The following is a 26,036-nucleotide window of genomic DNA, read 5'->3' on the forward strand; positions in this document are numbered from 1 at the left end:
TGTGAGTCCCGTCGCGCCCGCCCGCCGGGGCTGCCAGGCCGCACGAGAATGGAGGGGTGAGGTGGCGTCGACGCGTACCCACGCTCTTCTTCCTCGCCTCCGCGGCCCTGATGGGCGGCGGTGCCATCGTCGCCGTGGCCGGGGCGCGCACCGGGTCGGACGCCTGGGGTGAGGTCGCCGGCGGGCTGTGGGTCGCCGCCACGGTCCTCGGACTGGTCGTGTCCGGCTGGACGACGGTGCGGGCCCTGCTCGCGCGGCGCGCGAGCGTCGACGTCGTGGCCGTGCTCGCCCTCGCCGGTGCTCTCTGGGTCGGTGAGGCCTTCGCCGGGGCGATGATCACCTTCATGCTCGCGAGCGGGCAGCTGCTCGAGGCCCGCGCCGCGGCCCGGGCCGACCGCGACCTGCGCCTGCTCGTGGAGCGCACACCCCGCACGGCCCGGCGCCGCGGCTCGACCTCCGTCGACGTCGTGCCCGTCGAGCAGGTGTCCCGTGGCGACGTGCTCGTCGTGGGCACCGGGGAGGTCGTGCCGGTGGACGGCCGGGTGCTCGGGCCCGCCAGCCTCGACGAGTCCGCCCTGACCGGGGAGCCGATGCCGGTGGAGCGCCCCGCGGGCGACGACGTCCGCAGCGGCGTCGTCAACGCCGGCCCGCCCGTCGACCTCGTCGCGACGACGCTCGCGGCCGACTCGACGTACGCCCACGTCGTCCGTCTCGTCGAGCAGGCCCAGGCGTCGTCGGCGCCGCTCGTGCGCACCGCGGACCGGTTCGCGGCGCTCTTCGTGCCGCTGACGCTGCTCGTCGCCGGCCTCGCCTGGTGGCTCGGTGGGACGCCGGTGCGGGCCGTGGCGGTGCTCGTCGTGGCGACGCCGTGCCCGCTGCTGCTGGCCGCGCCGGTGGCCGTCATGTCCGGGGTGTCGCGCGCCGCGCGGGTCGGGGTCGTGGTCAAGGGCGGTGCCGCGCTCGAAGGGCTCGCCGCCGGGCAGGTCATGCTCTTCGACAAGACCGGCACCCTGACGCGGGGTCGCCCCGAGGTCACGTCGGTCGTCGTGCCGCCGCCCGCGGCCGGCAACGAGCCTGCCGCGTCGACAGGGCCCGACGCGTCGACTGAGGCCGATGTCGTCCGCCTCGCCGCGTCGCTCGACCAGGTGTCGCCGCACCCGCTCGCGAGCGCCGTCGTCGGCGCCGCCCGGGCCCGCGCGCTGCCGCTGACGCTGCCCACCGGCGTCCGCGAGGTGCACGGCTACGGCCTCGAGGGACGCGTCGAGGGTCACGTCGTGCGGCTCGGCAAGGCCGCGTGGACCGTCGGTGCCGACGTGCCGGGGTGGGTCGCGCAGGCGCGGCGTCGGGCGGCCCTCGACGGCTGCCTCACGGTCTTCGCCTCGGTCGACGGCAGGCCGGCGGCCGTGTTCCTCCTCGAGGACCCGGTCCGCGAGGACGCCCCGCGCATGCTCGCGGCGCTGCGCGAGGCCGGCATCACCCGGACCGTCCTCGTGACCGGCGACCGGAGCGACGTCGCCGAGACCGTCGGGCGGGTCGTCGGCGTCGACGCCGTCCTGGCCGACCACGACCCGGCCGCCAAGCTCGAGGCGATCCGCGCCGAGTCGGCGCGGGCCCGCACCGTCATGGTCGGCGACGGCGTCAACGACGCCCCGGCGCTGGCGGCGGCGGGCGTCGGTGTCGCGCTCGCGGCCCGGGGCGCGACGGCGTCCTCGGAGGCCGCCGACGTCGTGCTCACCGTCGACCGCGTCGACCGGCTCGCCGACGCCATCCTCATCGCGCGCCGGTCGCGGCGGATCGCCCTCGAGGCGATCGGCGTCGGGATGGGCCTGTCGGTCCTCGCCATGGGCGCTGCCGCGGCGGGCCTGCTCGCGCCGGCCGCGGGCGCCGTGCTCCAGGAGGGCATCGACGTGCTCGCCATCGCCATCGCCCTGCGGGTGCTGCTGCCGGGCCGGATGCACACCGTGCCGATGTCCGAGGCCGACGTGGCCACGGCTCAGCGGCTGCGCGAGGGGCACGCGGTGGCGCTCACGGCCGTGGAGTCGATCCGCACCGTCGCCGACGGGCTCGACCGCCACGACCCCGACGTCGCACCGGTCGTCGCGCTGCTGGCCCGGCTCCGTCGCGACCTCGTGCCGCACGAGCGCGCCGACGAGGACGAGCTGATGCCGATCGTGACGCGCGCCCTGGGGGCGCCGGCCGCGCGGGGCCTGCGCCGCACCCACGCCGAGATCGAGCAGCAGGTCGGCCGGCTGCGCCGCCTCCTCGACGACATCGCCGACGCCGGACGCGTGCGCCCCGAGGACGTCACCGAGCTGCGTCGGCTGCTCTACGGCCTCTACGCCGTCTGCCGCCTGCACAACGCGCAGGAGGAGGAGGGCGCCTTCGCGCTCGTGCCCCACCCCGCGGGCACGCCTGCGGCACAGGCCGACCCGACGCCGAAGCGTCCGTGACGCGAGGCGTCAGGCGTCGGTGGGCCGTTCGAAGACGACCGCCATCGGGGTCTGCTCCGAGCCCTGGCCGAGCGGGTTGTCGGCGAACATCAGCTCGTAGCGCTCCTTGGAGCCGGGGGCGTCCTTGCCGAGCACATTGCGGCCGATGTCGTTGGCGTCCATGACGACGGTGCCGCCGAAGCTCGAGCGCCACGGCTCGGGCACCCGCTCGCGGATGGCGGCCGAGATGCGGGCGGCGACCTCGTCGGGGTCCTTGGGGCCGAGCTTGGCCGACACGTTGGCCGGGTACACCGAGTACTCGGTGGGGCCGTCGATGGCGCGGATGTCGCCGCCGACGAGCTCGTAGAACAGGCCCTTGCGCCCGATGAGCTTGCCGACGAAACCGCCTGCGGCGGCGAAGACCACGCGCGGCAGGCCGGCCTCCTCGATGGCCAGCTGCATGGTGAACGGCGATCCGAGGCCGATGCCGGCCGGGGTGCGCGTCACGTAGCGGGACAGCACCCGGGCGGACCGGCCGACCTTGATGTCCCAGATGAAGTACGAGCGGCCCTGGGTGATGGCCACGATCTTCTCGGAGATGAAGTAGTACCAACGGCCCGTCGTGGCAGCGGCGTGCTCCTCCCCCGCGGCGGGCAGGCCGTCGAAGAAGCGCGTGACGTAGGACAGCGCCTTGTCGACGAGCGGGTCCTCGCGGGTGAACAGCTCGGTGCGCAGCGGGTAGCGGCGCACGGGCGTGCCGTCGTCGGTGGTGAGGTCGAGCTGCTTGCGGGCGTTCGGCTCGTAGTCGGTCTTGACGCGCGGCTCGCCCTCGGGCTCCGCCGCGCGGTCGTCGAAGAACTCCTGGAGCCACAGCTCGAGGTTGAGCAGCCGCCAGATCGTGTCGGAGTCGACGGTGTTCGTGCCCTTGATCCAGCCCTCGAAGGCCTCGAGCACGGCGGTCTGGTCGACGTAGGGCCGGTTGGCGAACGACTCGGACAGGAACTCGCCGTAGATGTGGTTCTTCAGCACCATGAACCACTCGGACTGCGGCGTGACGGCACCGACCTTGTCGCGGCGGTCGAGCACCGAGTCGGGCACGAGGCCGCGCACCGACTCGCGCAGCACCCGCTTGCCGACGCCGCCGGTGACGAACGCCTCGTCGGGCAGCGAGAAGACGAAGCGGGCGAGGTCGCGGTCGACGAACGGCATCCGCACCGACACCCCGGTGGCCCGGGCGTTGCGGTCGGCGGCGCGCAGCCGCGCCGGCAGCGAGCCGCGCAGGAGGTCATCGAGGAGGCGCGCCCGCAGGCCGGAGTCCTCGGAGACGAAGTGCTCCGACGCGTGGGCAGCCACGAACGTGCTCGACAGCAGCGACTCGACGGGGATCCGGCGCCGCCGGCGCAGCCGGTCGGTGACGAGCGGGCGACCGCGACGCAGGAGCACCTCGGCGGAGCGTCCGAGCTCGGACGCCGCGGCCCGCGCGTCGTGGGAGCGCAGCTCGCGCAGGTGGACGAGGTGGTGGGCGCCGAAGCCGGCGAGCAGCTCGTCGGTGCCGGTGCCGTCGAGGACGGTGGCGTCGACGCCGGCGGCCTCGCGCAGCAGCCGGAACTGGGTGTAGGCGCCCGACGAGCCGATCGGCTCCTCCTGGGCCCGCACCAGGCCGCGCATGTCCTTCTTGAACTCGGCCGACGTGGGCTCGACGCGGTGGGCGTCGACGCGGGAGCCGACCGCGGCGAGCACCGCTGCCACGTGGGCGGTCTCGTCGGCGGCGGTGTCGGGGTAGGCCGCGGTCCACGCGTCGATGCCGTCGGGGGCCAGGCCGGTGCGGCCGTCGTTGCCCGCGAGCAGGGCCGTGAGCGCCGCCGAGCCGACGCCCCCGGACAGCGTCGTGCCGACGCGGCCGTCGGAGCCGGTGCGGCGGCGCACCGCGGTGGAGAGCTGCTCGCGCAGCTGCGTGGCGAGCTCGGGCGACCACGGGCGCGGCGACCGCGCGGCGTCCTCGAGCTCGGTGCGCAGCCGCGACCAGCCGGTGCGCTCGGCGCTCGTGGCGTCGGCGCGCAGCGTCACGACCTCGCCCGGCAGGACGCGCTCGATGCCCGCGAAGAAGGTGTCGGCGCCGTCGTCGTGGACCCCGAAGCGCAGGTAGCGGTAGACGGTGCGGTCGTTCGGCCGCTTGTCGTAGCGGCCGCTCGCGAGGATGCCGCGGATGTCGCTCGAGACGAGCCAGCCGTCGTCGACGCGGCACACGAGCAGGGGGCGCGTGCCGAAGGCGTCGCGGGCCGCCGACAGCGTGGCCGTCTCGGCGTCCCAGACGACGACGGCGAACTCGCCGCGGAGGCGGTCCAGGCCCGAGGGACCCCACTCGACCCACGCGCCGAGGGCGACCTCGGCGTCGGAGCCGGAGGCGAGGTCGTGCCCGAGGGTCGTCAGCTCGGAGCGGACGCCGGCGGTGTCGAGCAGGTCGCCGTCGAGCACGAGGGTGTGGCGCCCGGTGGGGGTGCGGGCGACCGACGCGTCGGTGGTCCCCCCGCCGATCGGGCGCAGCGCGAGCGCGACACCGCCGGAGCCGAGCACGGTGGCCTCGCCCTGCCCCGTGCCGTGACCGCAGTCGGCCATCCGTCGTACGAGGTCGCCGTCGCCGTCAGCCCCGAGATGCCCGCTGATTCCACACATGGGCTCCACCCTAGTGTCGGGCGATCCGCTCGCCGAGCCGCCACGGCCAGCGCAGCAGCAGCCACAGCACGAGCGTGCCGAGCAGGACCGAGCCGACGACGTCGCTGAGCCAGTGGAAGTGCAGCCAGAGCAGCCCGAGCACGACGAGCAGCGTCCAGCCGGCGGCCGCGACCCATGCCGCACGGCGGCGGTGGGGCCGCAGCCGCGACACGATCTCGGCGAGCACGCCGGCGCACACGAGGGCCGTGGCGGTGTGCCCGGACGGGTAGGACCCGTCATGGGCGACGACGGCGTCGAAGCCCGGCGCTGCACGGTCGATGACGGCCTTGCCGACGAGCACCGTGGTCGTCAGCAGCACGATCGCGGGGACCGCGACCACGAGGGGTGCGGGGTCACGCCACCGCCGCGACAGCCACGCGGCGACGAGCAGGACGACCGCGACGCCCACGGCGGGGGTCGCGAGGTCGACGACGGCGAAGGCCAGGACGTGCGGCAGCCCAGGCCCGCCGGTCTCTCCCGGCGTCAGGGCCAGGACGGCGTCGTCGAGGCGGTAGACCCGCCCCTCGCGCACGACCCCGACCGTCAGCGCCACGAGCGCGACGAGGAGCACGGCCGGCACCGTCCGCGCCCACGGGTCGCGGCGTGGGCGGTCACGGCCCGGGCCGGTCACTCCCACTCAATGGTGCCCGGCGGCTTGCTCGTGACGTCGAGGACGACGCGGTTGACCTCTTCGACCTCGTTGGTGATGCGCGTCGAGATCGTCGCGAGGACGTCGTAGGGCACGCGCGCCCAGTCGGCCGTCATGGCGTCCTCGGAGGCGACCGGCCGGAGCACGACCGGGTGGCCGTAGGTGCGGCCGTCGCCCTGGACGCCGACCGAGCGGACGTCGGCGAGCAGCACGACGGGGCACTGCCAGATGTCGCGGTCCAGTCCCGCCCTGGTCAGCTCCTCGCGGGCGATGGCGTCGGCCCGGCGCAGGACGGCGAGGCGCTCGGCGTCGACGGCACCGATGATCCGGATGCCGAGACCGGGGCCGGGGAACGGCTGGCGCCACACGATGACCTCGGGCACGCCGAGCTCGAGGCCGACCTGGCGCACCTCGTCCTTGAAGAGGGTGCGCAGCGGCTCGATGAGCGAGAACTGGAGGTCGTCGGGCAGGCCGCCGACGTTGTGGTGGCTCTTGATGTTGGCCGCGCCCTCGCCGCCGCCGGACTCGACGACGTCGGGGTAGAGCGTGCCCTGGACGAGCCACTTGACGGGGTGCTCCTCGTCGCCGCGGTCGTGGACGACGTCGCGGGCCGCCTGCTCGAAGACGCGGATGAACTGCTCGCCGATGATCTTGCGCTTCGTCTCGGGGTCGGTGACCCCGGCGAGCGCCTCGAGGAAGCGCTCACGCGCGTCGACGACGACGAGGTCGACGCCGGTGGCCTCGACGAAGTCCTTCTCGACCTGCTCGGCCTCGCCCTCGCGGAGCAGGCCGTGGTCGACGAAGACGCACGTCAGCTGGTCGCCGATCGCCTTCTGCACGAGGGCCGCCGCGACGGAGGAGTCGACGCCGCCCGACAGGGCGCAGAGGACGCGGTCCTGGCCGACCTGCTCGCGGATCGACTCGACGAGGTCGTCGACGACGTTCGAGGCGGTCCACTCGGGCGCGATGCCGGCGCCCTTCCAGAGGAAGTTCTCCAGGACGCGCTGGCCCTGCTCGGAGTGCAGCACCTCCGGGTGCCACTGGACGCCGTAGAGGCGACGCTCGTCGTCCTCGATGGCGGCGACCGGCGTGCCCGCGGTCGAGGCGGTGACGGTCGAGCCCGCCGGGGCCTCGGTGACGGAGTCGCCGTGCGACATCCAGACCACCTGGCTCGCGGGCTGGCCGTCGAAGAGCGTCGAGCCGGTGCCGCTGATGGAGGCGTCGGTCTTGCCGTACTCACGGGCGCCGGTGCGCGCGACCGTGCCGCCGAGGGCCTGGGCCATCGACTGGAACCCGTAGCACATGCCGAAGACCGGGACGCCGGCCTCGAGCAGGGTGGGGTCGAGCCGCGGGGCGCCGTCCTCGTACACCGAGCTGGGGCCGCCGGACAGGATGATGGCGGCCGGCTCCTTGGCGAGCATGTCGGCGACGGTCATGCTGTGCGGCACGACCTCGCTGTACACGTTCGCCTCCCGCACCCGGCGGGCGATGAGCTGGGCGTACTGGGCGCCGAAGTCGACGACGAGGACGGGATGGCTCTGCAGGTCGTGCGCGTCGGTCACGCGGACAGCCTAGTGGCTCGCGTGGCGGGCCCCGGACCCCGCTCGGCTCAGGCCCCGGTGTCGGCGGTCGCGCCGTCGCCCGCCACGTAGGCGCGGGCCAGCATCGCCTCGATCTCGGCGGTGTTGCGGCGCTCGGCGACCCACGGCACGACGGGCACGAACCCGGCGAGCAGGTTGCGGATGATGCGCAGCGGGCTCCATCCGACCTTGAGGCCGAGGTTGGCGACCGACACGGCGTACGCGAAGTAGATGATCCCGTGGATCGGGCTCCAATACTGCGTCAGGACGTTCGTCTGGTGCAGCGCGTACTTCATGACCATCTCGAGGATGAGCACGAACAGCGCGATGCCGGCGACGATCGCGAGGACGCGGTAGGCCGACAGCGCCGACCGGATCTGCTTCGGCTTGGCCAGGGCCTGCGGGTAGGTGCTCACGTCGTGGCGCTCTCTCTCGTGCTGTCGGTCGTGCTGGGGATCGGTGCGGCGGCGGCGCGCCCGTGCGCCTCCTCGTCGGCGCGCAACATCTTCCACCACATCCAGATGGCGAAGACCCCGAAGACCCACCACTGCACGGCGTAGGCCGCGTTGCGCAGGTTGAGCGGGGTGTCGAGCGTCGGCGGCGGCACGCGGGTCAGGGCCGGGTCGCCCAGCGTCGCGCCCGACGCGTCGGGGCCGGCGTGCTCGGCCGAGGCGAAGACGACGGCGTCGTAGAGGTCGCCGGGCCACTCGTTGACGAGCTCGGCGAGGTCGATCGAGCGCCGCTGCGCGCCCTGGAGGGCATCGCCGGTGCGCGGTGACTCCCCCGGGCCGAGCGTGCCGAGCACCGTGACCGGTCCGGCCGGAGGTGCCGGCGCGGCGGCCGGGGCCCCGGGGACGAAGCCGCGCAGCACCGCGACGGTGCCCGCCCCGGTGTCGAGCGGGGTGACGACCCACGACCCGGTGCGGTCGCCGAGGCGTCGGTCGACGACGACGAAGGAGCGGGACGCGTCGTAGGTGCCGCTGACGGTGACGGGGCGGTTGGACAGCTCGGGCGGGAAGGCGCGGTGCGGCGCGGTGACCGCGGCCAGCGGCTCGCGGGTCATCGTCGCCGCGGCGGCGATGGCGTCCTGGCGGCCGGTGTCGCGCGCGACGCCGAGCTGCCACATCCCGAGCAGGACGCACGCCGCGACGACGACGAGCAGGCCCGCGAGGGAGGCCGCCCAGCGCGGGGTGAGCAGTCGGCGGAGCACCTCCCAAGGGTAGGTCACCGACCTCGGCGTCCCCGACGCCGGCCGGTGCCCGGTGCCCTCCACCCGCCCGGTGCCGTGGCCCGCCCAGTGCCGTGGCTCGCCCGGTGCCGCGGAGGCGCACCGGCGACCGGCGTGCCAGACTCGGGCGCATGCACGGCCGGTCGACCCCTCCTGCCCGCGGCGCCGCGGTCGGCACGCGCCCTGCGGCGCGCGCCGCGCTCGGCACCGGCACGGCCCTCGCGGCCCTCCTGCTCGCCGGCCTGCTCGGCGGGTGCGGCGTCACCGACATCCCGTCCGCGCCCAAGACCGTCACGGTGCTCGTCGACCCTCCGAGCGCGTCGGCGTCGGCCCCCGCCACCGAGACCCCGGTACCGACCGAGACGGCCCCGTCCTCCACCGCCGTGCCCACCGCCCTCGCCGCCGGCGCGCAGCGCGGCGCCCCGCACTCCTTCGCCGAGGCCGCGGCCCGCGTGGCCGGGGCCAAGCCCGCCGGCGGCGTCACCTCGGCGTTCGTCAGCCCGAGCGGCAACCTGCGCTGCATCGTCACCGGCGGCGCGCCGGCCCCGGCGTGCGAGGTCGTCGAGGGACGCGTCACGCCCCCGCAACCGGGCCTCTGTGCGCCCGGCGGCGCCTCCGACATCGGCCGCATCGAGCTGCGAGCCGGCGGGGCCGTGCCGGTGTGCAACGGCGACACCGTCACCCACGCGGACGCCCCGAAGCTCGAGTACGGGTCGCGCACGACGGCGGCCGGTCCGGTGCAGTGTGTGAGCGAGGAGACCGGCGTCACGTGCGTCGACCAGGCCCACCAGCACGGCTTCTTCCTGGCGCGACGCACCTTCGTCACCTTCTGAGCGACCTCCTGACAACCTCCTGAGCGCGGAAGGGCTATGGGCGCCGCCGCGGGCGCCCGGGTGAGCGACACGTAGGATTGGGGTCCACGACCGCCGGACCGCCGGACGCGGGCCGTGGACGACCTGCCAACCCGACGACCGAGGGGCCGCCGTGGCGCACCTGCTCATCCTCCATCTCGCAGCAGCGGTCGTCGCACCCCTGCTCGCGAGGTACCTGCGCGCCAAGGCCTTCGCCGTCCTCTCGCTCGTGCCGGCCGTCTCGTTCGTGTGGCTGCTCACCGTGGCGGGCGAGGTCCGGGCCGGCGCCGGGCCCGTCGAGCGCGTTCCGTGGGTGCCGGGGCTCGGTCTCGACCTCGACTTCCGCCTCTCGACGCTGCAGTGGGTGCTGGCGCTGCTCGTCACCGGGATCGGCGCGCTCGTCCTGCTCTACTGCACGTGGTACTTCGCCGACGACGACCCGACGATCTGGCGGTTCTCGTCGGTCTTCACCGCGTTCGCCGGCTCCATGCTGGGCCTCGTCCTCACCGACAACTTCCTCGTGCTCTACGTGTTCTGGGAGCTGACGACGGTCCTGTCCTACCTGCTCATCGGCCACAACCCGGCCAGCTCGACCAACCGGCGGGCGGCGATGCAGGCCCTCGTCGTCACGACGTTCGGCGGCCTCGCGATGCTCGTGGGCATCATCGCCCTCGGCGTCCACCACACGTACTCGATCTCCGGGCTGCTCGCCGACCCGCCGCCCCTCGACGCCGTCACCGTGGCGGCCGTCGTGCTGCTCCTCGTCGGCGCGCTGTCGAAGTCGGCGCTCGTGCCCTTCCACTTCTGGCTGCCGGGCGCCATGGCGGCCCCGACGCCGGTCAGCGCGTACCTGCACGCCGCGGCGATGGTCAAGGCCGGCGTCTACCTCGTCGCGCTCCTGGCGCCGGCCTTCGCCGGGGCGCCCGGCTGGCACGTCCTGACCGTCGGGCTCGGGCTGCTCACGATGGCGGTCGGCGGCTGGCGCGCCCTGCGCCAGCACGACATCAAGCTGCTCCTGGCCTACGGCACGGTCAGCCAGCTCGGCTTCATGGTCGCCGTCGCCGGGCTCGGCACCCGCACCGCGGGGCTCGCGGCCCTCGCCCTCGTCGTCGCGCACGCCCTCTTCAAGTCGACGCTCTTCCTCACCGTCGGCGTCGTCGACAAGGCCACCGGCACCCGCGACCTGCGCGAGCTCTCCGGCGTCGGCCGGCGGCTGCTGCCGGTGTCGGTGCCGGCCACGCTCGCCGCCCTGTCGATGGCCGGCGTCGTGCCGCTCGCGGGCTTCGTGTCCAAGGAGAGCGCGCTCGAGTCGCTGTGGCAGGACGTCGAGACCGGCGTGCCGCTGCCGCCGGCGTACGGCGGTCTCGCCCTCGCCGGGGTCGTCGTGGGGTCGGCGCTGACGGCCGCGTACACGGCCCGGTTCCTCTGGGGCGCGTTCGCGAGCAAGCCGGGGGTGGCCCCGACGCCGCTCAAGGTGCCGCACCCCGGGTTCGTCCTCGCGCCGCTCCTGCTCGGCACCGCGAGCCTGCTGCTCGGCCTGCTCGCGCCGCTCGAGTCGCCGTGGCTCATGCCGTACGCCGAGACGCTGCCGCAGGGGGCGCCGCCCGAGCCGCTCGCCCTCTGGCACGGCGTCACGGTGCCGCTGCTGCTGTCGCTGCTGTCGATCGCCGTCGGCCTGGTCCTCTTCTGGAAGCGCGACCTCGTGGCCCGGGCGCAGTCGGGGGTGCCCGCCCTCGTCGACGGCGAGCGCGCCTTCGCCCGCACGCTGCGCTGGGTCGACCGAGGGGCCGTCGAGACGACGGCCGTCACCCAGCGCGGCTCGCTGCCGATCTACCTCACCGGCATCCTGCTCGTCTTCGTCCTGCTGCCCGGCGCGGCCGCGGTCACGCAGGGCCGGCTGCCGTCGGTCCGGTTGTGGGACAACGCCGGCCAGGCCGTCGTCGGGCTCATCGTCGTCGCGGCCGCGATCCTCGTGCTCGTCACCCGTCGACGCCTCACGGCCGTCATGCTCGTCGGCGTCACGGGGTACGGCGTGTCGACCCTCTTCATCGTGCACGGCGCCCCCGACCTCGCCATCACCCAGATGCTCGTCGAGACGGTCTCGCTCGTCGTGTTCGTCCTCGCGCTGAGGCGGCTGCCGACGAAGTTCACCCGACACCCGCACTCGCCGGCCCGCACCTGGCGGCTCGGCCTCGGCCTCGCGGTCGGCTGCGCCGTCGGCGCCATCGCGCTCGTCGCGTCGGGCGGCCGCTCCACCGAGCCGGTGTCGGCCGGGTTCCCCACGCAGGCCTACGAGTTCGGCCACGGCAAGAACATCGTCAACGTGACCCTCGTCGACATCCGCGCGTGGGACACCCTCGGCGAGGTGTCGGTGCTCGTCGCGGCCGCCACCGGCATCGCGAGCCTCATCTTCGTGCAGACCCGCAACGCGCGCCTGTCACGCGCGAGCGCCAAGGCGCTGCCCTCGAGCAACCCGTCCCGCGGCACGTGGCTGCACGGCGGCCGGACGCTGCGCAAGGAGAAGCGCTCGGTGATCTTCGAGGTCGTCACGCGCCTCGTGTTCCACGTCATGCTCGCCGCGTCGCTCTTCCTGCTCTTCTCCGGCCACAACCAGCCCGGCGGCGGGTTCGCCGGCGGCCTCGTGGCCGGCCTGGCGCTCGTCGTGCGCTACCTCGCCGGGGGCCGGTACGAGCTCGACGAGGCGGCGCCCTTCGACGCCGGGCTCGTCGTCGGGCTCGGGCTGCTCGTCGCCGTCGCGTCGGCCCTCGCACCGCTCGCCTTCGGCGGCACGATCCTCGAGACCACGGCGTTCGACTTCACGCTCTGGCCGTGGGGCGAGGTGCACCTCGTGACGTCGCTGTTCTTCGACGTCGGTGTCTACCTCATCGTCGTCGGCATGATGCTCGACATCGTCCGCAGCCTCGGCACGGGCATCGACCGCCAGATCGCCGAGGAGGCCGACGCCGGCGCCTCCGACGGCACTGCTGGGAGCGACAGCGACCCCGTCGCCGCGGCCGCCGGCCCGACCACCGGGGAGGTGCACCCGTGACCTCGCTCGCGCCCGCACTCATCGAGAGCACCCTCGAGCCGAACCTGACCCTCGTGCTCGTCACCGTCGGGCTCGTCGCCGCCGGAACGGCGCTCGTCCTCGACCGCAGCCTCGTGCGGGTCCTGCTCGGCGTCGTCCTCATCGGCAACGGCGTCGCCGTGCTCTACCTCGTCGTCAGCGGGCGCGCGGGCCGGGCGCCGTTCGTCGGCGAGGACCCGGCCTCGATCAGCGACCCGCTCCCCCAGGCGATGGTCCTCACGGCCATCGTCATCAGCCTGGCCACCGTCGGCTTCCTCCTCGCGCTGTCCTACCGGCTCTGGCAGATCTCCGGCACCGACGACGTGCCCGACGACGCCGAGGACGCCCGCATCCAGCGCCTCGCCGAGGCCGACGCGACGTCGGAGACCTACGACCCGTCCGAGGTGTCGACGACGACCTCCGACGAGGACGCCCACGAGGACGCCGGCCACGACGCCACCCGAGGAGACGCCCGTGGCTGACCCGACCCTCGCGACCGCCGCCCTCGTCGGCGCCGACCTCGTGCCCAACCTGCTGCCGATGCCGGTGCTGCTGCCGCTGCTCGGGGCGGCCCTGACGCTGGCGCTACGTCGCTCCCCGCGGCTGCAGCGCTCCACGAGCATCGCGGTGCTGACCGCCACCGTCGCCGTCGCCGGCGTGCTCGTCTGGCAGACCGACGCCAACGGCCCGCAGGTGCTGTGGCTCGGGGCGTGGCAGGAGCCGCTCGGCATCTCCCTCGTCGCCGACCGGCTCAGCGCCCTCATGCTGCTCGTGTCGGGCGTCGTGACCCTCCTCGTCCTGCTCTTCGCCATCGGCCAGGGCCACGCAGACGAGGAGGAGGACGACGAGAGCACGCCGCTGTCGATCTTCCACCCCACCTACCTCGTGCTGTCCGCGGGCGTGGCCAACGCCTTCCTCGCCGGCGACCTGTTCAACCTCTTCGTCGGCTTCGAGATCCTCCTGTTCAGCTCCTACGTGCTGCTGACCCTGGGCGGGTCGGCGGCCCGCATCCACGCCGGCACGACGTACGTCGTCGTCAGCCTCATCAGCTCGGCGCTGTTCCTCGTCGGCATCGCCGCGGTCTACGCCGCGACCGGCACCGTCAACCTGGCCCAGCTCGCGATCCGCGTCGAGGGCCTCGCGCCCGGCGTCGCCCTGGTGCTCCAGCTCACGCTGCTCACCGCGTTCGCCATCAAGGCGGCCGTCTTCCCGATGTCGGCGTGGCTGCCCGACAGCTACCCCACCGCGCCGGCGCCGGTCACCGCGGTGTTCGCCGGCCTGCTGACCAAGGTCGGCGTCTACGCGATGATCCGCACCCAGACGCTCCTGTTCCCCGACTCCCCGCTGCAGGGCCTGCTCATGTGGGCGGCCCTGCTGACGATGGTCGTCGGCATCCTCGGGGCGGTGTCCCAGACGGGTCTGAAGCGGATCCTGTCGTTCACGCTCGTGAGCCACATCGGCTACATGATCTTCGGCATCGCCCTCGCCAGCACCCCGGGCACGGCCGGGGCGATCTTCTACGTCGCCCACCACATCACGATCCAGACCGCGCTCTTCCTCGTCGCCGGCCTCGTCGAGCGCTACGCCGGCACCACCTCGCTCGACCGCCTCGGCGGCCTGGCCGCGTCGGCGCCGGTGCTCGCGGTCCTCTTCTTCGTCTCGGCGATGAACCTCTCGGGCATCCCGCCGCTGTCGGGGTTCCTCGCCAAGGTCGGCCTGCTCGACGCCGGCATCGCGCTCGGCACGCCGCTGGCCTGGGTGCTCGTCGTCGGCGGCGTCGTCACGAGCCTGCTGACGCTCTACGCCCTGGCGAAGGTGTGGAGCCAGGCGTTCTGGCGCCCGCGGCCCGAGCCCGTCGGCGCCGCGGATGCGGAGGGCCCCGACGGCACCGACGGCACCGACGCGTCCGGCCCCTGGGCGGTGCAGCCGACCGTGCGCGAGGGGGCGCCCTCCGCCGCCTCGGCACCCGTGGCCGCGGCCACCCGAGGGAGCGTGGCGGTCGCCTCCGAGGTCGGTGGCGACGCCCGCGCGCCCCGTCCGCTGCCGCGGCTCATGCTCGGAGCGACGGCGGCGATGACGGCCGTCGGGCTGCTCATCACGCTCGTCGCCGGACCGCTCTACGGCTACACCCAGCGGGCGGCCGAGGACCTCCACAGCCGCCAGCCGTACATCACCTCGGTCCTGCCGCCGGAGGTGCGCCGATGACCCCGCCCCAGACCGGACCCGACGCCGTGGCCACCACCGGACCTACCGGACCCACCGGGCCCACGAACACCGGCGTCGAGGGCCCCCGACGCCGGCGCCGCACCTTCCAGCCGCGGGCCGTCGTGGCCATCGCGGTCGTCTGGGTGCTGCTCTGGGACCGGGTCTCGATCGGCAACGTCGTCAACGGCCTGCTCGTCGGGCTGTTCGTGACCTTCGCCTTCCCGCTGCCCTCGATCGTCTTCACCGGACGCGTCCGGCCGCTGCGCGTGCTCTGGCTCGGCGTCCGGTTCGTCGGCGACCTCGTCGCGGCGTCGTGGCAGGTCATCCGGCTCGCGTTCGGTCCCGGCCGCCTGCGCAACGCCGTCGTCGGGGTGCAGCTGCGCTCGCGCTCTGACTTCTACCTCACGGTCACCGCCGAGCTCGTCGCGCTCGTGCCCGGCTCGGTCGTCGTCGACGCCCGCCGCTCGAGCTCGGTGCTCTACCTGCATCTGCTCGACGTCGGCCGCGCGGGAGCCATCGACGCGGCCCGGCGCAACGTGCTCGCCGTCGAGGCCCGGGTCGTGCGCGCCATCGGCTCCGACGAGGAGATCGCGGCGCTCGAGGCGGCGGCCGCCGCCGACCCCGACGGCACCGGACGCGTCCCCACCGACCGGCACGCGCACCCGCACGAGCCCCCGGGCGGGCATCCCGACGAGCCGACCGACCCCGCCACCGGAAGGAGCGACGCGTGAACACCATCGCCCTCGCCGCCCTCGCGATGCTCGGCGCCGCGGCCGTCATCGTCCTCGTGCGCATCGCCCGGGGCCCGAGCAACCTCGACCGGATCGTCGCCTCCGACATCCTCCTCGTCGTCGTCATCGCCGGCGTGGCGCTCGAGTCGGTGCGCCAGCGCACCGCCACCTACCTGCCGCTGCTCATGGTGCTCGGCCTCGTCGCCTTCGTGGGCGGCGTGGCCGTCACGCGCTTCCTCTCGCGCGACCGCGACGCCGAGCCCGACGCCGGACCCGGCGCGGGCCCGGCGGGCCCCCCGACCACCGGACGCCCCGACCCCACCGACCCGCAGGAGGCGTCGTGACCGGCCCGGCCTGGCTCCTGTCCACCCTCGACGCGCTGGGCGGGGTGTGCCTGCTGCTCGGCGCGTTCCTCTGCCTGGCCGGGGCCATCGGCCTGGCGCGCTTCCCCGACACCCTGTCGCGGCTGCACGCGGCGACCAAGCCCCAGACGCTCGGCCTCTTCGTCGTCCTGCTCGGCCTCGCGCTGACGCTGCGCACGTGGGCCGCGGTCACGACCCTCCTGCTCGTCGGCGCGACGCAGTTCCTCACCGCGCCGGTGTCGGCGCACCTCGTCGGGCGGGCCTCGTACCGCAACGGCAGCGTCGACCGCGACACCCTCGTCGTCGACGAGCTGTCCGAGGCGCTCGAGCGCTCCGGCTGGGACCCCACCCGCTGACCCTCCCGCTCCGGCCGGTCCGGGAGGTCCGGGTGACCGGGTGACCGGGTGGCCGGGCTGCACTGTCGGACAGAGGTTCTCGGCCCGACCGAAAATCGCGTGAGGCCGTCCTCGCCGCTCCGTACAGTGGAGCGAGTGATCGTGCTGCCGGACGCCCGTCCCCGGACCCCCGACCTGTCCTCGCCGACGGCCTACCTCCGGCGTCTGGCCACCTACCAGGTGCCCACCCTGCTGCTCGGCGTCCTCTTCGGCGTCATCTGGCTCGTCAGCCAGGCGCTGTTCCCGGCGGCGATGAGCAAGGCCATCGACGAGGGCATCATCGGCGGTGACGGCCGGGCCCTGCTCACGTGGTCCGGTGCGCTCGTCGGGCTCGTCGTCGTCAGCGCCGCCTCCGGCGCCGTGCGCCACCGCTTCGCCGTCGCCAACTGGCTCCAGGGCGCCTTCCGCTCGGCCCAGTTCATCGGCCACCAGGCGGCCGACACCGGCGAGGCCCTGACGCGCGCCGTGCCCACCGGCGACGTCGTCGCCACGGTCAGCTCCGACGCGATGCGCATCGGCGGGCTCTACGACGTCAGCGCCCGGTTCGCCGGCGCCGTCGTGTCCTACGTCGTCGTCGCCCTCATCCTGCTCGACGCCTCGAAGCCGCTCGGCCTCGTCGTGCTCATCGGCGTGCCCGTCCTCGTCGGCGCGCTGACCTTCATCGTGCGGCCCCTGCAGGCGCGCCAGCTGGCCCAGCGCGAGGAGTCCGGCACGCTCATCGGCCTCGGCGCCGACACCGTCGCGGGCCTGCGCGTGCTGCGCGGCATCGGCGGCGAGCACACCTTCCTGCGCCGCTACGCCGCGCAGTCGCAGGCCGTGCGCGTCGTCGGCAACCGCGTCGCCGGCTACCAGGCGGCGCTCGACGCGGCCCAGGTGCTGCTGCCCGGGCTGTTCGTCCTCGTCGTCGTCTGGCTCGGGGCCCGCTTCGCCATCGAGGGCCAGATCACGCCGGGCCAGCTCGTCGCCTTCTACGGGTACACGGCCTTCCTCGTCATCCCGCTGCGCACCGCCACCGAGATGGTCGACCGGGCCACGCGCGCCCACATCGGCGCCGGCAAGCTGCTCCGGGTCCTGCGCGTGACGCCCGACCAGACCGACGCCCCGGCCGGCCTCCGGCCGCTGCCCGAGGGCCCGGCTCGTCTCGTCGACCCGACGAGCGGCGTCACGATCCGGCCCGGGCTGCTGACCGCCGTCGTGTCGGCCCGTCCCGAGGAGTCCGCCGCCCTCGCCGACCGGCTCGGCCGGTTCGGCCCGCACGACACCGACGCCCGCCTCGACGGCACCCGCCTGGCCGACGCCCCGGTCGGCGACGTCCGTGCGCGCATCGTCGTGTCCGAGACCGACCCCCGCCTGTTCACCGGGTCGCTGCGCGACGAGCTCGACCCGCTCGGCACGCACGACGACGCCCGGGTCCTCGAGGCCCTCGGGGTCGCCAGCGGCGAGGACGTGCTCGAGGCGCTGCCCGCGGGCCTCGACAGCGAGGTGGAGGAGCGTGGCCGGGCCTTCTCCGGCGGTCAGCGCCAGCGCCTGGCCCTGGCCCGGGCCTTGCTGACGGACGCCGACACCCTCGTGCTCGTCGAGCCGACGAGCGCCGTCGACGCGCACACCGAGGCCCGCATCGCCGGACGCCTCGGGGCGGCCCGCGAGGGCCGCACGACCGTCGTCATGACGGCGAGCCCGCTGCTGCTCGACCGCGCCGACGAGGTCGTCTTCCTCGAGGGCGGCCGGGCCGTCGCGACGGGCACCCACCAGCAGCTCATGACCGACCACCCGCGCTACCGACGCACCGTCGTCCGGGGCGAGGAGGACTGATGACGACCGCCACCACCACTGCACCGCAGGCGAACCCGGCCACCGGTCGCGCGCTGCCCGTCGCCGACACCGCGTCGGTCCGCCAGCACACCCGCGGCCTGCTGCGCCGCCACCGGCGCTCCCTCGCCGTCGTCGTCGGGCTGCACGCGGTCGCCGCCGTGGCCTCCCTCGTCGCGCCGCGCGTCATCGGCCTGCTCGTCGACGAGATCAGCCACGGCCGCTCCGTCGCGGTCGTCGACCGGCTCGCGGTGTGGATCGCCGGGGCGGTCGTCGTGCAGACCGTCGTCACGTGGTTCGCCCGGCGCGCGTCGTTCGTCATGGGCGAGACCGTCTTCGCCGAGCTGCGCGAGCAGTTCATGGAGCGCGTCGTCGGCCTGCCGCTGTCGACCGTGGAGCGCGCCGGCACCGGCGACCTCGTGTCGCGCACGACCAACGACGTCGAGGCCCTCTCGCACGTCATCCGGTTCGGTGTCCCCTCGATCTTCGTCGGCGCCGTCACGACCGCCATCACCGTGGTGGCCGCGTTCCTCACCGGTTGGCAGGTGGCCCTCGCCATCGTCGTCGGCATCCCGGTGCTCGTCGTCTCGACGCGTCGCTACCTCCGGTACGCGCCGGAGGGCTACCTGCGCGAGCGCGCGACGTACGCCGTCCTCAACGGCGTCGTCACCGAGTCGGCCGAGGGAGCCCGCACCGTCGACGCGCTCGGCCTGAGTGCGCGTCGACGCCGCCGCATGGATGCCGCGCTGCACGACTGCTACGACGCCGAGAAGTACACGATGGGCCTGCGGCTGCGCTGGTTCCCCGCCGTCGAGTTCGCCTTCTTCTTCCCCGTCGCCGTCACGCTGGCGTGGGGTGGCTGGCTCATCTCGCGCGACGTCGTGACCGCCGGCACGGTGACGGCCGTCGCGCTCTACGTGCAGCAGATGGCCGGTCCGCTCGACGAGCTGATCTCCTGGCTCGACGAGATCCAGGTGGGGGCCACCTCGCTCGCCCGCGTCATCGGCATCGCCGACGTGCCGCCCGACCGCAGCGCCACCGGCGAGGAGCCGGCCGACGACCACCTCGAGGTGCAGGACGTGCACTACGCCTACCGGTCGGGCCGCGACGTGCTGCGCGGCGTCTCGCTCGACCTCCGTCCGGGCGAGCGGCTCGCGATCGTCGGCCCGTCGGGCGCCGGCAAGTCGACGCTCGGACGCCTCATGGCCGGCATCGACGGCCCGCGCGAGGGCCGCGTCGAGGTCGGCGGCGTGCGCCTCGTCGACCTCGAGCTCGCCCAGCTGCGCGGCCAGGTCGCGCTCGTCACCCAGGAGCACCACGTCTTCGTCGGCACCCTCGAGGACAACCTGCGCCTGGCCCGGCCGGACGCCTCGCGCGACGACCTGCTCGAGGCCCTCGCCGCCGTCGACGCCCGGGAGTGGGCCCTCGGCCTGCCCGAGGGCCTGGACACCCGCGTCGGCTCCGGCGGTCACCGGCTCACCGAGCCGCAGGCCCAGCAGCTGGCGCTGGCCCGGCTCGTGCTCGCCGACCCGCACACGCTCGTCCTCGACGAGGCCACCTCGCTGCTCGACCCGCGGGCCGCGCGGCACCTCGAGCGGTCGCTCGCGGCCGTCGTCGAGGGCCGCACCGTCGTCGCGATCGCCCACCGGCTCATGACCGCCCACGACGCCGACCGTGTCTGCGTCGTCGAGGACGGCCGGATCAGCGAGATCGGCTCGCACGAGGAGCTCCTCGCGGCCGACGGCGCCTACGCCGCGCTGTGGCGGTCGTGGCGCGACGAGCCCCAGCCGGCGCCCCGCTGAGCGGGTCGGACGGCACTTCGTCACGGCGTCGGAGAAATCTGCGGAAATTGCTGACGCGGGGGCGTAACCCCGCCGCCCGGCGGTCGTTGGTCAGCGCGGTGCAGGGCTGTTTCTCGACCGGTTGCCAGCCCGCGCACCGAGGGTGGGGCCGTCTCTGAGGGGTGACGGCCCCACCCGCACGCGTCGCGGGTCCGCTCACCCACCCCCAGCGGGCCCGCGACGTCCTCCCCCCTCGACCGCCCGGCCCCGTCGGGACGCACGGATCGGCCCACCCGGCCTCCTCCTCCACCCGGGTGGGCCCGTCCGTGCCGGGCCCCGACGCCTCCGACCGCTTCCCGACGCGTCAGGCGGGCACGAGCCGGTACGGCTCGCCCTGGGCCGGGCGCCGGTCGGCCTGCCCGGCCGCGGGCCACAGCGACATCGCGCGCTCGGCCTGGGCCGTGATCGTCAGGCTCGGGTTGACCCCGAGGTTGGCCGAGACCGCGGCCCCGTCGACGACGTGCAGTCCCGGGTAGCCCCAGACCCGGTGGTACGGGTCGACGACGCCGTTCTCGGGCGAGTCGGAGATGACCGCCCCGCCGAGGAAGTGCGCCGTCATCGGGATGTCGAGCACCTCGCCGACCGAGGAGCCGGGCCACGCCCGCTCGCCCGTGCCCTGCTCGAGCCGGTGCGCCATGGCGCGAACCGCTTCGTTGCCCTCGGGGATGTAGGTGGGGTTCGGCTCGCCGTGGCCCTGGCGCGAGGTGAGGTGCCAGCCGAACGGACCGCGCTTGCGGCTCACCGTGATCGAGTTGTCGCGCGACTGCATGACGAGCGCGATGACCGTGCGCTCGCTCCAGTGCCGGCTCGACAGCGACCGGAGGAAGATCGTCGGGTGCCGCACGGCGCCGCCGAGGAAGCGCGCCCAGCGCGGCACGCGTCCGCCCCCGTCGACCTGCATGACCGCGAGGGCACCCATGAGGTTGGAGCCCTTGCCGTAGCGGACGTTCTCGACGTGCGTCGTGTCGGACACGTGGAAGCTCGAGGTGATGGCCACGCCCTTGGTCAGGTCGACCGCGCGCGGCACCCGCTGGGTCATCGCGCCGCCGAGGGCCTCGGAGTTGGTACGGGTCAGGTGCCCGAGGCGGCTCGACAGGTGCGGCAGCCCGTCCGTGCGCATGGCCTGGAGCAGCTGGGCCGTGCCCCAGGCCCCGGCCGCCACGACGACCTGGGCCGCGGTGACGGTGCGCTCGCCGGCGCGCCGCCGCCCCCACGCGCCGGAGCGGACGGTCGTCACGGCGTAGCCCTCCTCCGGGCGCGCCGGGTCGAGCGGCCGCAGCCGGGTGACGGTCCGCAACGGCTCGACGGTGACGCCGCGCCGCTCGGCGAGGGCGAGGTAGTTCTTGACGAGGGTGTTCTTCGCACCGACCCGGCAGCCGACCATGCAGTTGCCGCACTCGGTGCACCCGGTGCGCGCCGGTCCGTCACCGCCGAAGTACGGGTCGGGGACGCGTCGGCCGGGCTCGCCGAAGAAGACGCCGACGGGCGTCTTGCGGAAGGTGTCGGCCACGCCGAGGTCGGTGGCGGCACCCCGCATCAGCGCCTCGACCGGCCCCTCGCACGGGTTGACGGTGACGCCGAGCATCCGCTGGGCCGTGGCGTAGTGCGGCGCGAGCTCGGCCTGCCAGTCGGTGATGTGCGCCCACTGCCGGTCACGGAAGAACGCCTCCGGAGGCACGTACAGGGTGTTCGCGTAGTTGAGCGACCCGCCGCCGACGCCCGCCCCGGCCAGCACGAGGCAGTCGGGCAGCCGGTGGATGCGCTGCACCCCGAAGCAGCCGAGGCGCGGCGCCCACAGGTAGCGGCGCACGTCCCAGCTGGTCCGGGCGAAGTCGTCGTCCTCGAAGCGCCGCCCCGCCTCGTACACGTGGACGCGGTAGCCCTTCTCGGCCAGGCGCAGGGCCGCGACCGAGCCGCCGAACCCCGATCCGATGACGACGACGTCGTGGTCGAAGGTGCTCATGGCACCGACCCTAGCCAGCCGCGTCGACGCAGGCTACCGACAGTAACCTGCGTCACGCGTCGGGCGTCAGGCCCCGGGGACGCCCTGGAGCGCGGTGCGCAGCGCCCTGGACACCTCGGGGTAGAGCGTCAGCGAGAAGGACGTCGTCATGTGGCCGTGGTCGAAGTAGGTGATGAGCCCACCGAGCACCGCCGGGCACGTGCCCTCGCGGCACAGCAGGTTCGTGACCTCGAGACGCGTCACGTCGCGGCCCGTGCGCCCGGCCGCGGCGTCGGCGAGCGGGTCGGGCTCGAGCCCGGTGCCGGGGCCCACCTTCTCCTTCGTCGCGCACCGCGCGACGTCGTCGGCGTAGCGGGCGACGCAGTCGGGGACGCTCGTGCCCGCACCCGGGGTGTCGCGGATGACGAGCACCCGCGAACCGGCCTTGACGAACGCGTCCATGACCCGGTTGTAGGAGGCCTTGGCGGTCTGCACCTTCCTGGCCGCCGGCACCCCCGACAGGGGCTGGTAGGTGCGGTCGGACATGACGACGAGGTCGTAGCCGCCGGACGTGATGCGGTCGCGGGCCCACTGGTTGAACGCCGAGCAGTTGTCCACGAGCGTCTGGGTGCCGAAGGAGACCGGGATGTCGACCGAGTAGCACTCGGACGCGATGTAGGTGTCGACCCGCCAGCCACGCTCCTTGGCGGTGCGCATGATCGGCGGGAACCACTGCCCCGCGTGCGAGTTGCCGTAGAGCGCCACCTTGACCGGCGCGTTCTTCGGGCCGTAGCTGCACACCTTGCGACGCGTGAAGGGACGGTTGTTCCAGCAGTCGTCGGCGTACACCTGGGGCTTGTCGTCGGCGGCGCGGACCGGGTTGGTCAGCATCGCGACCTGGCGCCCGGCGCACGCGGCGTCGCGGAAGTAGTCGGCGCCGACGCACTGGGCCGCGGTGTCGATCGGGCCGGCGGTCTGCGCCTCGGCCCGGGAGATGGCCACGTGGGCCGCGCCGGCCGCGCCGAGGGAGGCCGCGAGGCACACCGCGAGGAGGACGAACGAGCGCTTGGTGCTGCGCGCGATGCTCGGCGTGAAGCGCATGAGGTCCTCGACCCAGCGCTTGGTCGCCGCCGACAGCACGAGCACGAGGCCGAGCAGGAGCAGCTTCTGCCACCAGCGCACGTTGTCGTCGTCGAGGACGAACGGGATGACGACGATCGCCGGCCAGTGCCAGAGGTAGACCGAGTACGACACGTCACCGAGCCACTGGACCGGGCGTCGCGACCACAGCGGGAACGGCCCGGGGCGCAGGTCGTCGGACCGGGCCGCGATGACGGCGGCGGTGCCGACGGTCGGCAGGAGGGCGGCGAGGCCGGGGAACGGCGTGCCCCCGGTGAAGGTCCACGACGCCCAGGCGATGGCCGCGAGACCACCCCAGAGCAGCACCGAGCGCACGACCGTGCCGCGCAGGCTCAGCCCGGCGTGGACCGCGGCCGCGAGGGCCGCGCCGACGCCGAGCTCCCAGATGCGCGTCGTCGAGACGAAGTAGGCCTGCGCGGCGTTGTCGTGGGTGAACCACCACGAGAAGGCGAGCGAGGCGCCGCTGACGACGGCGATGACCCCGAGGGGAGCGAAGCGGAACGAGCGGCCGAGGCGGCGGCACACGAGGAAGGCGAGGCCGATGAGGACCGGCCAGAGGATGTAGAACTGCTCCTCCACCGACAGCGACCAGTAGTGCTGGGTCGGCGAGTGCAGCTGGTCGGTGGCCAGGTAGTCGGTCGAGGTGAACGCGAGCATCCAGTTCTCGACGTAGAGCGCCGAGGCGATGACCTCGTTCGCGACCCGCTGGTGGACCGTCTGCGGCAGCCACAGCAGGCTGGCCCCGAGCGTCGCGAGGAGCACGAGCGTCGCGGCGGGGATGAGGCGGCGCACGCGGCGCGCCCAGAAGGCGAAGAGGTCGGAGAAGCGGCGGATCGGCCGCTGGAGCAGGTGCAGCGTGATGAGGAAGCCGGAGATGACGAAGAAGACGTCGACCCCGACGTAGCCACCCGTGAGCCGGTTGGGCCAGAAGTGGTAGACGACCACGAGGGTCACGGCGATCGCGCGCAGCGCCTGGATGTCCTTGCGCGGGCCGGCGTCGGCCGGGCGCTGCGGCGCCGCGGGACCGGTGCGCTCGCGCGGGGTCGCCTCGGTGACCCCGCCGACGATCGCGGGGCTCGCTGCGTCGGGTGCTGCCAAGGCCTGCTCCGTGCTCTCTGCCGGCTCCGGGGCCGGGTGCGTGCGGTGGCTCCGGGGCGCGCTGGCGCGCCCGCCGGGCCGGGGATGGACCTCGACAACCTAACGCACCGACCTCGGGGCTGCCGAAACGCGAGCACGGCGCACGGGGTCGTGCGCGCTCGTCGGCCGCCCGTCGGCCGCCCTCGACACCCGGGTCCCGTGCACCTTCCGTCGCTAGGATGGGCCGCCGCGCCGCCCGCCGGGTGGCCGCCCCTCCCACCGGAAGGCTCCGACGTGTCCGCTGACGCGGCTCCCGAGCACGCCAACGACGCCATCAACGCCACCGACGCCACGACGGCCACGCCTGCCCCGGCCGGCCCGCTGCTCACGGTCATCTCCAACGTGTACGACGACGCCGAGCGGCTCCCCCGCGCCGTGGCCTCGGCCCTGGCGGCCTGGGACGCCACGCACCCCGCGTCCGCTGACGCCGGGGGCATCGAGGTGCTCGTCGTCGACGACGGCTCCACCGACGACACCGGGGCCGTCGCCGACCGGCTCGCGGCGTCCGACCCCCGGGTGCGCGTCGTGCACCGCGGGGTCAACGACGGGGCGCCGGGGGCGCCGCGCAACCTCGGCATCGCCGAGGCCCGGGGCACCTACGTCGCCTTCTGCGACAGCGACGACGAGTACCTGCCGGGCACGCTGCGCCGCCTCGCCGACCTCGCGGTCGCGCGCGACGCCGACGTCGCCGTCGGTGGCGTGGCCCGCTTCAACGAGCGCACCGGGCGCACGACGCCGCTGCCGGCCACCGAGTACGTGTCCGGCCCGGTCGAGCCGCTCGTGCCCGGCTCACCGCTCTGGCAGGACACCATCGCCGTGGCCAAGGTCATCCGACGGGCGTTCCTGCTGGAGGAGGGGATCCGTTTCCCCGAGCGGATCCTCTACGAGGACCAGCCGTTCACCGTGGCGCTCTGGGCGCGGGCCCGTCGCATCGCGACGCTGCCCGACACCGTCTACCTCTGGTACGTCAACAACGTCGCCGGCGAGGAGTCGATCACGGCGCGCCGCCACGAGATCGCCAACTTCCACGACCGCATCACGGCCAACCGGGCCATCGACGCCTACCTCGAGGGCCGCGCCGACCTCACCGCCGCGAAGCTCGACAAGTTCGTGCGGCACGACCTCGCCCTCTACGGCAAGGACCTCGACGCCCGCGACGAGGCGTACCGGTCGGCGTTCGTCGCCTCGGCGCGGGGCTACCTCGCCGACGTGCCGGCCGCCCTGCGGGCCGGGCTCGAGCAGCCCTACCGCCTCGTCGTCCGCGAGCTCGTCGACGGGACGCCCGAGGGCGCCGTCGCCGCGTGCCTGTTCGCCTACCGCCGACGCCACCTCGACCGGCCGCTCGAGTCGCGCGGTGAGCGCTGGTGGTGGCCCTACCGCTCCCCCGAGGCCTCCGGACCCGAGCACGACCTGACCGACGTCGTCCGCTCGCAGTCGGTGCGGGGCCGGCACCTGGCCACCGTGTCGGCGCGGACCGTCACCGGTGCGGGTGCACGCCTGGCCCTCGAGGGCGTCGTCGTCGACGGCGACCGCAGCCTGGGGTCGGGCGCAGGGCTGCGCCTCGAGCTCGTCGACCGCGACACCTCCGCCGTCGTCGCCGAGTGCGCGACGCGGCTGCGCGAGGGCAGGTTCACCGGCGCGCTCGTCGTCCCCGACGCCGCACCGGGCGTTGCCGGCCCGTCGGCCTTCACGGTGCGGGTCTCGTTCGCCCGGCGCGGGGTCGCGGCGCGCCTGCTCGGCGCCCTGCGGGTCGTGCGGGCGGGCGCGGCCCAGCCCGTCGAGGTGGCCGCCTCCGTGGAACTGCCGACCCTCGACGTGCCCGGGGCCGACGGCCCCTTGCACGCCTACCGGACGCGCAACGGCAACCTCGCCCTGAGGCCCCTGGCCGACGCCGCGGCGGCCTCGGACCCGTCCAGCCCCTCGTCCTGACGCCGGACCGCCGGGCGGTCGAGGGCCTC

18 protein-coding genes are annotated in these 26,036 nt (G+C 74.6%); 11 read left to right on the forward strand and 7 right to left on the reverse strand.

Translation table 11 applies throughout. The features are described from left to right. Positions 1-56 precede the first annotated feature (56 nt). Positions 57-2,450, forward strand: a complete 2,394-nt coding sequence (locus BIV28_RS10490; RefSeq protein WP_076261613.1) for a heavy metal translocating P-type ATPase — start codon at positions 57-59, stop codon at positions 2,448-2,450. A 9-nt stretch (positions 2,451-2,459) separates the two neighbouring features. Here BIV28_RS10490 and BIV28_RS10495 read toward each other — a convergent pair whose 3' ends face one another. From BIV28_RS10495 to BIV28_RS10515, 5 genes are read right to left on the reverse strand one after another with little or no spacing between them, the layout of a single operon-like run. Continuing rightward, positions 2,460-5,102, reverse strand: a complete 2,643-nt coding sequence (locus BIV28_RS10495; protein ID WP_076261677.1) for an asparagine synthase-related protein — start codon at positions 5,100-5,102, stop codon at positions 2,460-2,462. A 10-nt stretch (positions 5,103-5,112) separates the two neighbouring features. Continuing rightward, positions 5,113-5,712, reverse strand: a complete 600-nt coding sequence (locus BIV28_RS10500; RefSeq protein WP_207555913.1) for a phosphatase PAP2 family protein — start codon at positions 5,710-5,712, stop codon at positions 5,113-5,115. A 56-nt stretch (positions 5,713-5,768) separates the two neighbouring features. Beyond that, complete coding sequence (gene guaA, locus BIV28_RS10505; protein WP_076261616.1) at positions 5,769-7,352, reverse strand: glutamine-hydrolyzing GMP synthase; 1,584 nt, start codon at positions 7,350-7,352, stop codon at positions 5,769-5,771. Between the two features lie 47 nt (positions 7,353-7,399). After that, positions 7,400-7,786: a DUF3817 domain-containing protein gene (locus tag BIV28_RS10510; protein WP_076261618.1), complete on the reverse strand. Its 387-nt coding sequence runs from the start codon at positions 7,784-7,786 to the stop codon at positions 7,400-7,402. Then, the gene (locus tag BIV28_RS10515; protein ID WP_242652894.1) at positions 7,783-8,580 is read right to left on the reverse strand and encodes an SURF1 family protein; all 798 of its coding nucleotides are present in this window, start codon (positions 8,578-8,580) and stop codon (positions 7,783-7,785) included. The genes BIV28_RS10510 and BIV28_RS10515 overlap by 4 nt, the downstream gene beginning before the upstream one ends. Positions 8,581-8,729: 149 nt before the next feature. On the opposite strand from BIV28_RS10515, the gene BIV28_RS10520 reads away from it, so the two are divergent. The 9 genes from BIV28_RS10520 to BIV28_RS10560 all read left to right on the forward strand — a co-directional run bounded on the left by BIV28_RS10520 (position 8,730) and on the right by BIV28_RS10560 (position 19,820). Continuing rightward, complete coding sequence (locus tag BIV28_RS10520; RefSeq protein ID WP_076261621.1) at positions 8,730-9,431, forward strand: hypothetical protein; 702 nt, start codon at positions 8,730-8,732, stop codon at positions 9,429-9,431. 151 nt (positions 9,432-9,582) lie between these two features. Further along, on the forward strand, positions 9,583-12,498 hold the full coding sequence (locus BIV28_RS10525; RefSeq protein ID WP_083707238.1) for a Na+/H+ antiporter subunit A: 2,916 nt from the start codon (positions 9,583-9,585) through the stop codon (positions 12,496-12,498). Next, positions 12,495-12,998 carry a Na(+)/H(+) antiporter subunit C gene (locus tag BIV28_RS10530; protein WP_076261623.1) on the forward strand — a complete coding sequence of 168 codons (504 nt, stop codon included), beginning with the start codon at positions 12,495-12,497 and terminating at the stop codon, positions 12,996-12,998. Before BIV28_RS10525 ends, BIV28_RS10530 begins: the two co-directional genes overlap by 4 nt. Before the next feature lie 58 nt (positions 12,999-13,056). Further along, positions 13,057-14,721 (forward strand): Na+/H+ antiporter subunit D, encoded by a 1,665-nt coding sequence (locus BIV28_RS10535; protein WP_083707242.1) that lies wholly within the window; start codon positions 13,057-13,059, stop codon positions 14,719-14,721. Further along, the gene (locus tag BIV28_RS10540) at positions 14,718-15,452 is read left to right on the forward strand and encodes a Na+/H+ antiporter subunit E (protein WP_076261624.1); all 735 of its coding nucleotides are present in this window, start codon (positions 14,718-14,720) and stop codon (positions 15,450-15,452) included. Before BIV28_RS10535 ends, BIV28_RS10540 begins: the two co-directional genes overlap by 4 nt. Continuing rightward, positions 15,449-15,796 carry an MrpF/PhaF family protein gene (locus BIV28_RS10545; RefSeq protein ID WP_242652896.1) on the forward strand — a complete coding sequence of 116 codons (348 nt, stop codon included), beginning with the start codon at positions 15,449-15,451 and terminating at the stop codon, positions 15,794-15,796. Before BIV28_RS10540 ends, BIV28_RS10545 begins: the two co-directional genes overlap by 4 nt. Then, on the forward strand, positions 15,793-16,170 hold the full coding sequence (gene mnhG, locus BIV28_RS10550; RefSeq protein ID WP_242652898.1) for a monovalent cation/H(+) antiporter subunit G: 378 nt from the start codon (positions 15,793-15,795) through the stop codon (positions 16,168-16,170). Before BIV28_RS10545 ends, mnhG begins: the two co-directional genes overlap by 4 nt. A 135-nt stretch (positions 16,171-16,305) precedes the next feature. Then, positions 16,306-18,021: an ABC transporter ATP-binding protein gene (locus BIV28_RS10555; protein WP_076261626.1), complete on the forward strand. Its 1,716-nt coding sequence runs from the start codon at positions 16,306-16,308 to the stop codon at positions 18,019-18,021. Next, a complete protein-coding gene (locus BIV28_RS10560) occupies positions 18,021-19,820 on the forward strand; it encodes an ABC transporter ATP-binding protein (RefSeq protein ID WP_076261628.1) in 1,800 nt (599 codons plus the stop codon). The genes BIV28_RS10555 and BIV28_RS10560 overlap by 1 nt, the downstream gene beginning before the upstream one ends. 343 nt (positions 19,821-20,163) lie before the next feature. On the opposite strand, the gene BIV28_RS10565 is transcribed toward BIV28_RS10560, so the two are convergent. Then, on the reverse strand, positions 20,164-21,822 hold the full coding sequence (locus BIV28_RS10565; protein WP_076261629.1) for a GMC oxidoreductase: 1,659 nt from the start codon (positions 21,820-21,822) through the stop codon (positions 20,164-20,166). Between the two features lie 66 nt (positions 21,823-21,888). Next, positions 21,889-24,039 (reverse strand): acyltransferase family protein, encoded by a 2,151-nt coding sequence (locus BIV28_RS10570; protein ID WP_076261631.1) that lies wholly within the window; start codon positions 24,037-24,039, stop codon positions 21,889-21,891. A gap of 273 nt (positions 24,040-24,312) precedes the next feature. Here BIV28_RS10570 and BIV28_RS10575 point away from each other — a divergent pair, with 273 nt between their 5' ends. Continuing rightward, entirely contained in the window at positions 24,313-26,007 is a 1,695-nt protein-coding gene (locus tag BIV28_RS10575) for a glycosyltransferase family 2 protein (RefSeq protein ID WP_076261632.1), read from the forward strand. Positions 26,008-26,036: the final 29 nt, after the last annotated feature.

The sequence above is a fragment of the Intrasporangium flavum genome (assembly GCF_001956915.1).
Classification (GTDB): Bacteria; Actinomycetota; Actinomycetes; order Actinomycetales; family Dermatophilaceae; genus Monashia; species Monashia flava.

Coding starts and splice junctions, on each gene's coding strand:
- BIV28_RS10495 (WP_076261677.1), bottom strand. CDS start 5,102: ATGTGTGGAATCAGCGGGCATCTCGGGGCTGACGGCGACGGCGACCTC.
- BIV28_RS10520 (WP_076261621.1), top strand. CDS start 8,730: ATGCACGGCCGGTCGACCCCTCCTGCCCGCGGCGCCGCGGTCGGCACG.
- BIV28_RS10535 (WP_083707242.1), top strand. CDS start 13,057: ATGCCGGTGCTGCTGCCGCTGCTCGGGGCGGCCCTGACGCTGGCGCTA.
- BIV28_RS10540 (WP_076261624.1), top strand. CDS start 14,718: ATGACCCCGCCCCAGACCGGACCCGACGCCGTGGCCACCACCGGACCT.
- BIV28_RS10560 (WP_076261628.1), top strand. CDS start 18,021: ATGACGACCGCCACCACCACTGCACCGCAGGCGAACCCGGCCACCGGT.
- BIV28_RS10565 (WP_076261629.1), bottom strand. CDS start 21,822: ATGAGCACCTTCGACCACGACGTCGTCGTCATCGGATCGGGGTTCGGC.